Genomic DNA, 14,482 nt, shown 5'->3' with positions numbered 1-14,482 from the left:
ATTATGCAGGGTTATATTAACTGTTAATAAATATTATTTCATTTTACAGGACTATCCGCTTACCCTCGGCAATAGATCTTTTGGCGGCATCTAGTATCTGCATCACTATCATATTGTACTTTAAAGATGACCTATCGGTTATGCCTTTAAGGCGATTTCGCGTAACCAGTTGCAGGTACGAAACGGGATTATCATTAGGGGCAGTTAAAGGAGTTGCTATACGTGTAACTGCCGGGCTGTTATTTATTCGTGTAACAACATTATCCTTATCTAATGCGTGTATATAACCCTCATCGCCAAAAACTTCCAGATCTTTTATAGAGAAAGGCCAATTCCATGATGCCTCAATAATACCGGTTGCGGTTGGATATTCCACAAAAATACTGGCATCATCCTCTACCTTGGGGTAGGTTTGCCGTTTAAAATGACGTGCAACAGCTGTAACCGCAATAGGTTTCTGTCCGTTCATTAACCAGGTCATCAGGTTAGCACCGTAGCAGCCAAAATCGTTTAGGGCACCGGCACCGTTTAATTCGGGGTCGGTAAGCCAGTTGGTGAAATCTTTGCTGCAACCAATTTCTTTAGGCCCCTGGTGCCCATCGTGCACTACCATCTTTCTGATCTGCCCAAGACTATCTTTAGCAGCAACATCATATACGTGCTGGTAAGATGGGTACCATGTTGTTTCGTAATTGGTAAGCAGCTTAATATAATATTTTAAGGCCAGAAATTCCATGCGGCTGGCTTGTGCAAGTGTAGCTGCCAGGGGTTTTTCAACCATTACAGATATGCCCAACGGGGCGCATACTTCAACAATATCAATATGCCTGGCAACCGGGTTATAACCCAGCACTACTTCGGGCTTTTTAGTAGTGACCATTTTTTTAAGATCATCAAATAAGATAGAATCTGGCAGGTTGTATTGTTTTTGATATCTGTCCCTTAGTTGTTTATCAGCTTCAGCTATACCAACAATAATTACTTTTCCATCGCGGTAATCGCCTAAAATGTTGTGTACATGATCATGCGATAAACCAGCTATTGCCAGTTTTTGGGTGCTTAACAGCACCGGCGTTACGTTAACCGGAGCAACCGGAGTTGTTACAGCTGGTTTAGCCGCAGGTGTTACCTGTGCCAATAAAATAGGTATAGATGTGCCTGATACGATGATCAGGCACATTAAAAACTTTACAACTTTCATGGTGAAACTATTTTTCATTTGATAATGAATAAGGCACATCTGTTGCTTTTGTACCTCTCGCCTTATTAGGCGTTGCCGACATGTTAAAATTAATAACCTCTCCTTTTTGTAAGGCTTTATGGCTTAACCAAGTATTGGTATAAGGCTTGCCATCAACAGTTAAAGTAGTTACATACCTGTTTTCGGCACTGTTTTTTGGTGCATTTATTGTAACTACTTTACCATTCTCCAGGGTGAGTGTTATTTTCTTAAATAATGGTGCACCTAACACATACTGGTCTGTAGCAGGGCATACCGGGTAAAAGCCCATTGCCGAAAATACATACCAGGCAGATGTTTGCCCGTTATCTTCATCACCACAATAACCATCGGGTGCAGAGTGGTACATTTTGTTCATTACATCGCGTACATGCAGCTGGGTCTTCCATGGCTCGCCCGCATAATTGTACAGGTAGGTCATGTGTTGTATGGGTTGGTTGCCATGTGCATACTGGCCCATGCCTGCAATTTGCATTTCTCGGATCTCATGTATTACTTCGCCGTAATAGCTATCGTCAAAAATAGGAGGGAGCGAGAATACAGAATCCAACTTAGTAGTGAATCTCTGTTTACCACCCATCAGGTCAATAAGCCCTTGCACATCATGGAAAACGCTCCAGGTATAGTGCCAGCTGTTGCCCTCTGTAAAGGCATCGCCCCATTTAAACGGATTGAACGGGGACTGGAATTTTCCATCCTTGTTTTTACCACGCATTAAACCGGTTTGCGGGTCAAACAGGTTTTTATAGTTCATACTGCGTTTTCGGTATATCTCGGTTTCGGATGCAGGCCTGCCCAATGCTTTACCTAATTTATAAATGGTGAAATCGTCATAAGCGTATTCTAAAGTACGCGCAGCGTTTTCATTTATTTTAACATCGTAGGGTACATATCCTAAAGTTTTATAATACTCTACACCATCGCGGCCGGTAGCAGCGGGGCCATCATTGTTAGCGCCATGCAACAAAGCTTGATAAAGTGTACCGATATCATAACCACGGCCACCTTTCAAATAAGCATCGGCGACTACAGATGCAGAATTATTGCCTACCATTACATCTGAATAACCGGGGCTGCTCCACTCGGGCAACCAGCCACCTTCTTTGTAATCGTTTATAAGGCCTTCCTGCATCTCTTTGTTGATAGATGGATAGACCAGGTTCAGGAACGGGTATAACGCCCTGAAGGTATCCCAGAAACCTGTGCCTGCAAACTTGTAACCCGGTAGTATCTGGCCATTTTGCGCACTGTAGTGTACGGGTTGGTTTTTAGCATCAAGCTCGTACATTTTGTTGGGGAAGAAAAGCATGCGGTACAGGCAAGAGTAAAATGTTTTTACCTGTTCTACGGAGCCACCTTCAACGGCTAATTTGCTTAATGTTTTGTTCCAAACGGCTTTTGCCTTTTGTTTGGTGATATCGAAGTTATCTTTACCAATTTCTCTGTTCAGGCTTATCTCGGCTTGCTCAATGCTGATGAATGAAGAAGCCACACGCAGGTTTACCTTTTCGCCTTTAGCGGTTTTAAAACCAATAACAGCGCTTGCATGTTTGGCAGAAAGCTCCAACCCGTCGTTTAAAGTACTATCACTGTAAACCTGTGCCAGGGTAATTGGCTTATCTACATAAATAACAAAGTAGTTTTTAAAGTTTTTCAACGGCCCGCGGGCATATTTGGTAGAGTAACCAACTATCTTTTTTTCGCCGGGGATTATCTTAATGTACGATCCTCTGTCAAAAGCATCTATAACAATATAAGAGCTATCTGTTTTGGGATAGGTGAACCTAAATTGCGCACTACGTTCGGTAGGGGTTATTTCTGTAGTAACGTCATGGTCGGCAAGGTAAACGCTGTAGTAATATGGCTTAGCTATCTCGGCCTTGTGCGAGAACCAGCTTTGACGCTGATTTTGTGATACTTTTATTTTACCAGTTACGGGCATTATAGCAAATTGGCCATAATCGTTCATCCATGGAGATGGCTGGTGGGTTTGTTTGAAGCCGTTTATTTTGTAGGAATCGTAAGTGTATTGCCAGCCATCGCCCATTTTACCGGTTTGTGGGGTCCAGAAGTTCATGCCCCATGGCAAAGCTATGGCAGGGTAGGTGTTGCCATTACTCAGATCGTATTTTGATTGTGTACCCATTAATGGGTTTATCCATTCAACCGGATCAGTAACCTTTGTAACTTGTTGTGCAAATGCTACAGCCGAAAATAATAGCGTAATTAAAAGAAGGAATCTTTTTTTCATTATGTAAGTTAATAGTAGTAGAGATGTAAACCGGCTGTAAATATAAAAGACTGGCGGGTATTGCCAGTCTTTTATATTGTAAAATTATTGCCACCCGGCTTTTTGTTTAAGTTTGATAGGGGATAGTAAGGGAAATAATCCCTTACTATCTACTTAACTCAGTTTATCCTGTTTTATTAAAAACCGGGGTTATTGGGTAACAACGTAGGGTTAACATCGGTTTCCTGTTTTGGTAGAGGGAACAGCAATTGCTTTTCAGTAAATGTAGCGCCAAAAACTGTTTTATGGCCTACAAAATTGTCCCAGTTACCGGTAACATCATTATGCACCTTACGGGTGCGAAGCATATCAAACCACATTTTGTTTTCGAAACAAAGCTCAAAATAGCGTTGCAGCCATACTTCTTTCTCAAATGCATCCTGCGATAATGCTCCAATAGGCGCCAGGTTAGCCCTTGCACGTATTTGTCTAACGTACTCAATTGCATTAGCGTTTGGCGCACCTTCAGCCCTATTTGATGCTTCAGCATACATTAACATTACATCAGCTAAACGATAAATGGTAAAGTTTAAATCAGATTTTGTGGTAGTAAGAACCGCGGTTCGATCAAACCATTTGTAGATGTAATGATTTTTAAATGTAACCGTTTCAGATGGCGTTTTGAAATTTGGGTAACTGGTATAAAAGAATTGTTTTTCGGCCACGCGTTTATCACCAGCCGGGAATGAGGCAATAAACTGGTCTGTCGGGTAAACCGATCCATATTCGTCAGAATAAGAAGATATGCCTGCATAGTTAGGGATGGTAAGAGCAGTAAGCGGATTTGTTATTGGAATAGAAGCCGCATACTGTACCTGAAAAATAAACTCCCTGCTGTTTTTATTAGCCGGAACAATCATATCAGTATACTCTGGGAATAAGGTGTATCCACCATTTTGAATTACGTCAAGCGAGCGTTTGGCTGATTCGGCGTAATATTGGTCACCGCCATTAATGGCAGCTCCGGCGTAGGTTAAATACACATCGGCTAATAATGATTTTACTGCACCCATGGATACTTTTCCTGTAGCATCTTTCCAGGGCAGGGTTGATTTTTCGGCCTCAAGCAGATCAGGTATAATAATTTCGTCATAAATTTGCTTTGCCGGTGTACGCGGAATCTGTAAATTCAGGTCTTTAGCCGGTTCAGTTACTTTAGGTACTGCACCAAACATACGCACCAGGTAAAAATAATATAAGGCGCGTAGCGTGCGTGCTTCGGCTATCATATTGGTCTTGTCGGCATCATTTAGGCCCGGGGCAGTAATGGTAGGTATTTTTTGTATAGCCAGGTTTGTTGCACCAATACCTAAGTACATTTGCTGCCACCAGGTGTCCATGTAAAAAGAAGTGTTATTGTAAATCAGGGTTTGAAAATTCACAAATCCTGTTTGCCCGAGGTCGCTGTTTGCTTTACCTGTCATAAATTCCATCAAATTCCAGGTGTTACCACCATATGAAGAGGGCTGACCCGTAAGTAATCCCGACAAATTTTGATATGATCCATTAGCTAACGCCCTTGCCACTTTTGCACTTGACAAATTAGCATCAGGCGTTAAAAAACTTTCGGGCTTTTCTTCCAGGAATTTTTTGCAGGAGCATGTAAGTAATAAACACGCCACTATTAATATATTTTTTAATGTTTTCATTTTAATACGTTTATATGATTATGGTTAAATCTTTCACTACTGTTTTGCTATGCATTTTTGTCGTATCACAAGTTTTAAAACCCTACCTGCACACCAAGGTTCCATATACGTGGACGAGGGTTGGCAAAGAAGTCAATGTTTTGTGAAAGCGCCGAGTTATTACCATAAGACTGATTAAATGTATCAACTTCAGGGTCATAACCGGTGTAATCTGTGATCACAAACAAATTTTGAACACTTGTATAAACGCGCAAACGGCTCATGCCTAATTTAGTAAGCGTTTGTGATGGGAAACTGTATCCTAACACAAAATTTTGACCGCGTATAAATGAACCATCTTCAACCCACCAGGTATCAAAATGCGAATCCTGTGCGTATTTATAATTGCGCACCTGGGATATCATGGTATTTTGATTGTTAGGTGTCCATCCGTTTAACACAGTAGCTAAACTGTTTGAAATGGTTTGCCTGTCTTCAGCGGAGTGTTTAAAGTTGGCCGCAGTATTTACGCCCTGTACAATACGAATGTCAAATGAAAAGTCCCAGTTTTTGTATTTCATGGAACTGTTAAAATTACCGGTCCATTTTGGAGTTGATTGACCAATGATGCTATAATAGTTGCTGCCATCTGGATTGTAGATGTATTTACGGTCGCCGGCTTTTAAACCATGCGTGGCTGCTTCAGCAATATCAGCAGGCGAATCGCTGTAGGTACCAACCCTTGTCATACCATAAAATGAGCCGATTGGTTCGCCAACACGTATTACATAGTTTTGCCCTAAAAAGTTCGGGCCTGGAAATATATCTGCATTGCCGTCATTTAACTTGGTTACCTCGTTTTTATTGCTGGCAAATAATAAACTTGTTGACCATTGAAAATTATCGGTTTTAATATTCACCGTGTTTAAACTAAGCTCAATACCTGTATTTCTTAAGGAACCAACGTTTTTATAAACATTAGCGGTTGTAAAACCGGCTGTCCATGGAATTGGAGTTTGCAATAAAATATCGCTGGTGTTTTTAACATAAAAATCCGCAGTGAAATTTACCCTATCGCCAAATAAGCCTAATTCTAAACCTGCATCAAACATTTTGGTTCTTTCCCATTTCAAATCGGGATTGCCCAAATATCCTGGCAACAATGTTATTGCTGCAGCACCACCTATAGCGGTTTGACTGGTTGATAATTGAGGGAGTGCGCGAAAGGGACCAATTTCCTGATTACCTGTTACGCCATAACTGGTTCTTACCTTTAAGTTGGATACGGTTTTACTGTCTTTCAGGAAATTTTCCTGAGATACACGCCATGCAATACCTGCCGATGGGAAAAAAGCGTACTTATTTTTGTCACTAAACCTTGATGAACCATCGTAGCGGCCCGTTGCGGTAAATAAATATTTTTCATCAAGATTATAGCTGATACGACCATAATAAGAATTTAACTTCCCCGGCTGATATCCGCCTGGTGAATTGGGCACGATGTCAGATTCTGAAGCGCTTTTAACAGAACCGGCACCTAAATTATTATATTGGTAAAAATCATCGATGAAATTTTGTGTTTCTGCTCTTACCCTTTCGTACACGTCCTGGCTAAAAGATATACCTAACAGTGCAGTCAATTTTTGACGGTCATTGATCTTTTTATTCCAGGTCAGGTAGTTTTCACTTTGCCAATAATAATTTGTATTAGCATTTATATTAGCTACACCACCCTGGTCGGCAGATAAATGCTGCAAAGAAAGAGACGAGTAAAAGTTGTTTTTTTGGCTTCGCACATCATACCCCAGATCTGTTTTAAACTCCAACTCTTTTGAGATTTTAAACAAGAGGTATACGTTACCTACCATTTGCTGGGTGTTATTAATGGTATAACGCTCGTTGGCAATTTGTATTGGATTTGGCGCTCCTTCAAGTCCGGCTATATCAAAATTCCCTGCCCAGCTTCCGTCCGGATATTTAATTGGAACAATTGGTACCTCTTCGGTTACGGCACGTGGTACGTTTAAGCTACCATTACCATCAGTTACCAACCGTTGCCTGCTGGCTATTGCATTAATGCTACCGCCTATTTTTAACCAATCCTTAACATCGTTATCCATCGTCATTTTAATGGAGTAGCGTTTAAAGTTTGATGTTGGAGTTAAACCATTTTGGTTTAAATAACCTAACGATAAACTATAAACAGATTTTTCGCTACCGCCCTGAATATTTAATTGATGGCTTTGTGAAAAAGCTGGTTTATAAGTTTCTTTTTCCCAGTTGGTGTTATAAAGAGGTTTGTCATTAGTATCAAACAACAAAGGGAAATTAGCGTGGTTTAACGCCTTGGGCGGAGTTTGTACCGTTCCCGTTGGGTCAAACTTTGCCCCGTTAGCAAATGACTGGTTATAGATATCGACAAATTGCTCTGAGTTAAGGGTTGGTAAATGCCTGTACAACTGGCTTATATTGGCATTCGCCTCATAGCTAATAGTGGCCGGGCCTTTTCTACCGCGCTTGGTAGTTACCATAATTACCCCGTTAGCACCGCGCACCCCATATATGGCTGTTGATGATGCATCTTTTAAAACCTCAATCGAAGCAACATCATTGGGATTGATAGAGTTAGCATCAACTCCAACAACACCATCAACCACATATAGTGGATCAAGATTTGAATTGATAGAACCAATACCCCTTATACGTACCTTTGCTGCTGCACCAGGCGCATTACTGTTAACACTTACATCAACACCGGCAACCTTGCCTTGTAAGGCCTGCGATAAGTTTGGAACGGGTTTATCCAATAATTGCTCGGCCTTAACTGTGGTTACAGCTCCGGTAAGGTCAGATTTTCTTGCTGTACCATAACCAATTACCACAACCTCATTCAAGTCTTTCGCCTGTTCAACCATCACCACATCAATGTTTTGGCGGTTGCTTATGGCTACTTCCTGACTGTTGTAACCAATAAAGCTAAATACCAATGTGCCGCTGCCATCGGGTACGGTTAATTTGTATTTACCGTTGGCATCGGTACTGGTGCCGGTGGCAGTACCCTTTAGTTTTACATTTACACCCGGCAGCGGGCCTTTGGCATCTGTTACCGTACCTGTTATATCTATTGCCTTAAATTCAACAGGATTATTATCAGCATCCTTCTTTTTTACCACAATAGTCTCCTGGAAAATTTTGTAGGTAAGCGGCTGGTCTTTAAATGCTTCATTAAGCGCCTGGTCAATAGTGACTTTTTCTACGTCGATATTTATACCACCGGCTTTTGATACATCTTGTTTATCATACATGAAATGATAGCCCGTTTGCTTCTCTATCAGGCGTAAAACTTTCTCTACAGAAGCGTTCTTTTGGCGCAACGATACAGTTTGACTGAATGTTTTGGCGCTCACATTGGTAAGAGCTGCAATTATTAAAATAGCAGTAAGTTTCATAACCAATATTATTTTGGATAGTTTAGACCATGCCAAAGGCACAGCCTTAGAATTAAAATTCATAAGTTTGTTGTGTTTGGGTTAAACATTAAGTTTCAATTCGTCGATTGCAATGATTATGGGGGCCCAGGCATTTAGCCGGGAAAGTGGGTCGAAACACTTCCCGGTTTTTTTGTATGCCGATTTTATGCCATTGCTTAGCATTGGTATAACAGGCCCATCATTTTTGAGCTAGCTTGCTAAGTGTATTTCTTTCATCATAAGTAATTTTGTAGGGTGAATAAATTGATTTTATATATTGGTATTGTTTTTTGGCTTGTTTAAGGTGTATTAAAATACAATAATGTTTTTCCCCTCAATATCGAGGTTGATACCTGCGTATTTCAACATATTTAATAACTCCGATGCTTTCACATTGCGCGATATACGACCAGTAAATTCTTTTGTGGGTACCTTGCTCTTGTAAGAAACATCTACATCGTACCAACGTGCGGCCTGGCGTAATATCACATCTATCCCAGCATCCCTGAACTGAAAAATGCCGTTCTTCCAGGCGATCTCGTCTTCTAAATCAACATCGCCAACCACCTTGCTTTGTCCGGTTGTGTTTATTTGCGCCTGTTGCCCGGGTTTAAGCCTTGCGCTAAATGTTCCACTTTTTATATTAACCGCGCCTTCCAGCAGGGTGGTTTTCATGGTTTTCTCATCATCGTAGGCCATTACGTTAAAATGGGTACCTAAAACTTCAATTTCGGCACGATTGGTTTTAACCCTAAACGGCATAGCCGGGTTTTTGGTCACTTCAAAATAAGCTTCGCCTATAATTTCAACTTGCCTTGATACGCCTGTGAAACGGGTAGGAAACCGTAATGATGAAGCAGAATTTAGCCAAACCTTTGTTCCATCGGGCAAGATAACCTGGTATTGCCCGCCACGAGGAGTTGAAATGGTATTGATAGAAGGAGCGGAGTTAGCATTAGCCAGGGCTGAAACATTGTATATCAATTGGCCATCTGCCGCTTTTTTAATAAGTGTGTTACCTTGCCGGGCAAGAGTGCCATTTTGGGCATTGTCAAGAATAATAGTTTTGCCATTTGCCAAAGTAAGTACGGCTTTATTGCCACCTGGCAGCGCATCATGTAACTTGCTTTTTGCTTTTACTATCTGATTTTGTGAAACTTTGTTAGGTTGGAAATATAAGTGGAGACCAAAGCTAACAAAGAACAAAACAATGGCAGCAGAAGCGATTTTAGCCCAGAGAAATATATTGTTGTGAGTTTTTTTGTCTGTGCCCGATCCATCAGATCCTAATATGTTTTTGAGTATGGCATTGGTTTTATCTGAATTGAATAGGGGAGCGGCATCCGGTTTAAGGTCATCCCAAACCTGGCGAATAAGCAAGGAAAGCTCCTCATTGCCGGCGCCGGCATCAATTATAGCAAATAGCTCATCCTGCTCTTGCGGAGTAGCTGTTTTGTTATAATAACGATCAAAAAGGTACCTTAACCTTAAGCTGGATATCTTCATTAAATGTTTTTTCAATAATTGGGTAGTGTAAAAGCCGGGAAGCTCTATGATTAGAAGACACCAAAAGGGAATAAAAAGGGGGTATTGGTTTCTAACTTTTTTTAAAAAGTATGGATACTATTAAGATCATAACCGAAATATCAATATTCGACTGTACAAAACTGGTTATTGAGTGAGTGGCGCCCTGTAAATATTTTTTTACCGTTTCGCGGGATAGACCCATTTGATGGGCTATTTCATCATACTTTAAGCGATTGTGGCGGCTTAATAAATAAACTTTTTGCTGCTGTGGCGGCAGGTGGTCAATTGCCTGGTCTAATAAGCTATAATAAGTATCTAAACCCGAGGTATCTTCGGGCACCATTGCCGTAACATTTTCTTCAAGTGTTTTTTGATGGATGCGTTCTTTAGCTAATTTACGCAAGCAATTTAGCGCGTGATTTTTTGAGATAACAAATAAATAAGCCCTGAAATTTTGTACAGCGGTTAATGTTTCCCGGCTCATCCATATTTTTAAAAACACATCCTGTACCACTTCCTCGGCCAGCTCAACTGAGTCGGTTATGCGGTAAATATGTGTACCCAAAAGCTGGTGATAGGTATTGAACAACTCGCTAAATGCATGTTCATCCCCACAGGCCACCCTTAAAAGTAACTCTTTTTCACATGGTAATACCTGGTCAACCATAGGTAGTTATTGGTATAAGCAAATAATAAAAAATTTACTACAGTTGCAACCAAATAATGTTTTAATGTTAAAAAAGTATCACAATGCGTAAGTTGGACACATTGTAATTGCCTAATCGTTAAATAATTAACGGTATTGAAAGGTATGAGGCAGTTATTTACTATTAGAATAAGGATGGATTGCCGCCCATTTTTATCTTGCCAAGATGCTTATAAGCACTTTCGGTAGCCTCGCGGCCCCGGGCTGTACGCATTAAAAAGCCTTCCTGTATCAAAAATGGTTCATACACTTCTTCAATAGTACCTTCTTCTTCACCTACAGCGGTGGCAATGGTTTTTAAACCTACAGGGCCACCTTTAAACTTGTCAATAATGGTAGATAAGATCTTATTATCCATTTCATCCAAGCCATGCTCATCAACATTGAGGGCGTTAAGGGCATATTTGGCAATAGCGGTATCAATATTACCGTCGCCTTTTATCTGGGCAAAATCCCGGGTACGGCGTAGCAAAGCATTGGCTATACGTGGGGTACCACGGCTACGGCGGGCAATTTCATAAGCGCCCTCGTCATTTATTGGTGTACGTAAGATGGTTGCCGAGCGCAGTACAATAGTGGTTAACAGCTTAGCATCATAATATTCTAAACGGCTGTTAATGCCAAACCTGGCACGCAGTGGGGCGGTTAGCAGACCAGACCGTGTGGTAGCACCTACAAGGGTAAAGGGATTAAGCGAGATCTGTACGGAACGGGCGTTTGGACCACTCTCCAGCATAATATCTATCTTAAAATCTTCCATAGCCGAATACAGGTATTCTTCTACCAGTGGACTTAAACGGTGTATTTCATCAATGAATAATATATCGCCGGTCTCAAGGCCGGTAAGAAGGCCGGCTAAATCACCAGGTTTATCCAGCACAGGGCCCGATGTTATCTTGATACCCACCCCCATTTCATTAGCTATAATGTGCGATAGGGTAGTTTTGCCTAAACCGGGAGGGCCGTGCAGCAACACATGATCAAGCGCTTCGCCACGCTGGCGGGCAGCCTGTACAAATATGCGCAGGTTAGCCAGTATTTTATGCTGACCGGTAAAATCTTCAAATACCTGCGGACGTAAAACTTTTTCTATATCACGTTCGGCAGGAGAGAGGCGTTCGCTATCCGGATCAAGATTTTCATTCATTGCCAACGAAATTAGTATTTTTTACTGAGATGTGAGACATTAGATGTGAGATTTGAGACAAGGATTTATTGTTGTTTCTCTCATATCTCAAGTCTCATATCTCAAATCTACCCTTCCGGGTATTTTCTAAAAACGCTGTTGATCTTCATTTGGATAACACCGAAAAAGGCTTCCTTAAATATACCTGATGACATTTTAGATGTACCAGCAGTGCGATCTGTAAATATGATAGGTACTTCGGTTACAATAAAACCATGTTTGATAGAAGTATACTTCATCTCTATCTGGAAGGCATAACCTACAAATTTTATCTTATCAAGATTTAGCGTTTCCAATACTTTTCGCTTATAGCACATAAAGCCGGCGGTAGCATCCTGCACATCAATCCCTGTAATAAAACGCACATATACCGATGCGAAGAAACTCATTAAAACACGGCTCATTGGCCAGTTAACTACATTTACACCTTTAATATATCGCGAGCCAATAGCTGCATCCGCACCATCTATACAAGCTTGTCTTAATCTAAGCAGGTCATCGGGATTGTGAGAAAAATCGGCGTCCATTTCAAAAATAAAATCGTAATGATGCTCAATTGACCACTTAAAACCGTGAATATACGCAGTGCCTAAGCCCTGCTTTCCAGATCGTTCTTCAATGAAAAGCTTTCCCTGGTACTCTTGCTGTAATTGTTTTACAATCTTTGCTGTACCATCGGGCGATCCATCATCAATAATAAGGACATGGAAATCATGAGGAAGAGTAAACACCTTGCGGATCATCCGTTCGATATTCTCTTTCTCGTTATAAGTGGGAATGATGACAATACTATCGGGCACGTAGCTGCAGATTTGGTTTTGTAAAGAACGCCGCTAAAATAATTTAATTTTATACGGCATTAAAATAAAAAACAGGAAAGTGGTGAGCTTCCCTGTTTTTAAAAGTAATATTTTGTTTACAGGCGTTCGGTTTCAGAAGCTATCTGGTTAATACTAACAGGGTCGGTAATATAATTTCGTTCTTTCAGGCGCGGAGAAATAATTAAAAATGCAATTATAAACACACATATAAATGCTACAAAAAACCATTCGTAATTAGCACCCTTTAAATTTGTGGCCCACCAGCCGCCACCTTCTATTGCACCGTTAACCATAGCAGTGATCAGGTTTCCGAATGATACCACCAGGAACCAGATCCCCGTCATGGTACTCTTCATTGATTTTGGCGAATGTGTGTAAGCATACTCCAATCCGGTGATAGATACCAGTACTTCGGCTGCCGAAAGTATTAAAAATGCTAACACCTGCCACCAAATAGATGGTGAACCGCCATGATCAAGGCTGGTATGTATAACGCCTATTACTACAAATGATATAGCGGTTAACACAAGGCCCGTTCCCAGCCTGCGCAGTGGTGTTGTTTTTAGTCCCTTTTTATCGAGCCATGGATATACTACATAGTTAAAAAATGGGATAAAAAGGAGCAGGAATACAGTGTTAAAAGTTGACAACTGACCGGGATATATAGTGAATTTGGTAAAACCAAGGTTAATTACACGGTCCATTTTTTCGGCGTAAAGCGTCCATTCAGATAAACACTGGTCCCAAACGGCCCAAAATGCCAGCGCGAAAAAGAATACTGCCATAACCCGGTATACTGCTTTAACGCCTTCAACGCGTTCGGGGTCATAAGGCCCTTTGGCAACATCAAGCATAGATTGCCCCGGTTTGCGCTGGCTTAAATGCGTTAATGCATACCACGTTATAAACACCAGGTTATTACGGTTTACGCCCTGTGGAGGGACCTTTACATATTTTTTGCGGCCCGAAAAGAATATGATGGTAGCCAGCGCCATCAGCAGCCCGGGGATACCGAACGCCCATTTAGGCCCAAAGTGCTCATAAGTCCATGGAATGGCAATGGTTGAGATCATAGAGCCGGAATTGATACTGAAATAAAACCAGCCGTAAACTTTCGAAAGCAGGTCTTGGTTGCTGGCATCAAACTGATCGCCAACGTTGGCCGATACGCAGGATTTGATACCGCCGGCGCCAATTGCAACCACCAACAAACCTAACTGGAAACCAGTGAGGCCACCATCGAACGTGGCCAGCATTAAATGCCCTATACAGTAAATTATCGATACATACAGGATAAGCTTGTATTTGCCGGTAAACCAATCTGCAATCATACCGCCTACAAAGGGCAGCGCATAGGCCACCATCACAAACAGATGGTGCAGCTTATTAGCGTGCGCATTAGCCTGGTCGGTTAACGCCGGATTGTCCGTCGGGTTAAAAAATTGATTCACTAAAAATAGTGTGAGCACGGAACGCATGCCATAAAAGCTAAAGCGCTCTGCGGCTTCGTTCCCGATAATATACGGGACTGCCCTTGGAAATCTGGATTTTGGTTTTGCCGGAGCCGAAGCCTGTAGGTTTTCTGCCATACTTTTCTGAACTATTTTTGCCTAA

The 14,482-nt window shown here is 41.4% G+C and carries 9 protein-coding genes; all 9 read right to left on the bottom strand.

Annotated elements, in window-relative coordinates; all coding sequences use genetic code 11:
* Positions 1 to 43: 43 nt before the first annotated feature.
* Positions 44 to 1,219, bottom strand: a complete 1,176-nt coding sequence (locus NPE20_RS05270; RefSeq protein ID WP_256537559.1) for a Gfo/Idh/MocA family protein — start codon at positions 1,217 to 1,219, stop codon at positions 44 to 46.
* Positions 1,209 to 3,491, bottom strand: coding sequence for a GH92 family glycosyl hydrolase (locus tag NPE20_RS05265; RefSeq protein WP_256537558.1), 2,283 nt, complete (start codon positions 3,489 to 3,491; stop codon positions 1,209 to 1,211). The genes NPE20_RS05270 and NPE20_RS05265 overlap by 11 nt, the downstream gene beginning before the upstream one ends.
* 176 nt (positions 3,492 to 3,667) lie before the next feature.
* Positions 3,668 to 5,179, bottom strand: a complete 1,512-nt coding sequence (locus tag NPE20_RS05260; RefSeq protein WP_256537557.1) for a RagB/SusD family nutrient uptake outer membrane protein — start codon at positions 5,177 to 5,179, stop codon at positions 3,668 to 3,670.
* A gap of 74 nt (positions 5,180 to 5,253) precedes the next feature.
* Positions 5,254 to 8,670 carry a TonB-dependent receptor gene (locus tag NPE20_RS05255; protein WP_256537556.1) on the bottom strand — a complete coding sequence of 1,139 codons (3,417 nt, stop codon included), beginning with the start codon at positions 8,668 to 8,670 and terminating at the stop codon, positions 5,254 to 5,256.
* Positions 8,671 to 8,937: 267 nt separating this feature from the next.
* A complete protein-coding gene (locus tag NPE20_RS05250) occupies positions 8,938 to 10,134 on the bottom strand; it encodes a FecR family protein (RefSeq protein ID WP_256537555.1) in 1,197 nt (398 codons plus the stop codon).
* A 91-nt stretch (positions 10,135 to 10,225) separates the two neighbouring features.
* Entirely contained in the window at positions 10,226 to 10,822 is a 597-nt protein-coding gene (locus NPE20_RS05245) for an RNA polymerase sigma factor (protein ID WP_256537554.1), read from the bottom strand.
* 163 nt (positions 10,823 to 10,985) lie between these two features.
* Positions 10,986 to 12,008: a Holliday junction branch migration DNA helicase RuvB gene (gene ruvB / locus NPE20_RS05240; RefSeq protein ID WP_256537553.1), complete on the bottom strand. Its 1,023-nt coding sequence runs from the start codon at positions 12,006 to 12,008 to the stop codon at positions 10,986 to 10,988.
* Between the two features lie 107 nt (positions 12,009 to 12,115).
* The gene (locus tag NPE20_RS05235) at positions 12,116 to 12,847 is read right to left on the bottom strand and encodes a polyprenol monophosphomannose synthase (RefSeq protein WP_256537552.1); all 732 of its coding nucleotides are present in this window, start codon (positions 12,845 to 12,847) and stop codon (positions 12,116 to 12,118) included.
* Between the two features lie 116 nt (positions 12,848 to 12,963).
* Positions 12,964 to 14,457 (bottom strand): POT-type proton-dependent oligopeptide transporter, encoded by a 1,494-nt coding sequence (locus NPE20_RS05230; protein ID WP_256537551.1) that lies wholly within the window; start codon positions 14,455 to 14,457, stop codon positions 12,964 to 12,966.
* Between the last annotated feature and the right edge of the window lie 25 nt (positions 14,458 to 14,482).

The organism is Mucilaginibacter aquariorum (assembly GCF_024498135.1).
GTDB lineage: Bacteria > Bacteroidota > Bacteroidia > Sphingobacteriales > Sphingobacteriaceae > Mucilaginibacter > Mucilaginibacter aquariorum.
Note: the sequence above shows the minus strand (reverse complement) of the source record. Positions and strands in the feature narration are given on the sequence as shown.

Excerpts from the sequence above, each read along its gene's own strand:
- NPE20_RS05270 (WP_256537559.1), bottom strand. The coding sequence starts at position 1,219 with ATGAAAAATAGTTTCACCATGAAAGTTGTAAAGTTTTTAATGTGCCTG.
- NPE20_RS05265 (WP_256537558.1), bottom strand. The coding sequence starts at position 3,491 with ATGAAAAAAAGATTCCTTCTTTTAATTACGCTATTATTTTCGGCTGTA.
- NPE20_RS05260 (WP_256537557.1), bottom strand. The coding sequence starts at position 5,179 with ATGAAAACATTAAAAAATATATTAATAGTGGCGTGTTTATTACTTACA.
- NPE20_RS05255 (WP_256537556.1), bottom strand. The coding sequence starts at position 8,670 with ATGAATTTTAATTCTAAGGCTGTGCCTTTGGCATGGTCTAAACTATCC.
- NPE20_RS05250 (WP_256537555.1), bottom strand. The coding sequence starts at position 10,134 with ATGAAGATATCCAGCTTAAGGTTAAGGTACCTTTTTGATCGTTATTAT.
- NPE20_RS05245 (WP_256537554.1), bottom strand. The coding sequence starts at position 10,822 with ATGGTTGACCAGGTATTACCATGTGAAAAAGAGTTACTTTTAAGGGTG.
- ruvB (WP_256537553.1), bottom strand. The coding sequence starts at position 12,008 with ATGAATGAAAATCTTGATCCGGATAGCGAACGCCTCTCTCCTGCCGAA.
- NPE20_RS05230 (WP_256537551.1), bottom strand. The coding sequence starts at position 14,457 with ATGGCAGAAAACCTACAGGCTTCGGCTCCGGCAAAACCAAAATCCAGA.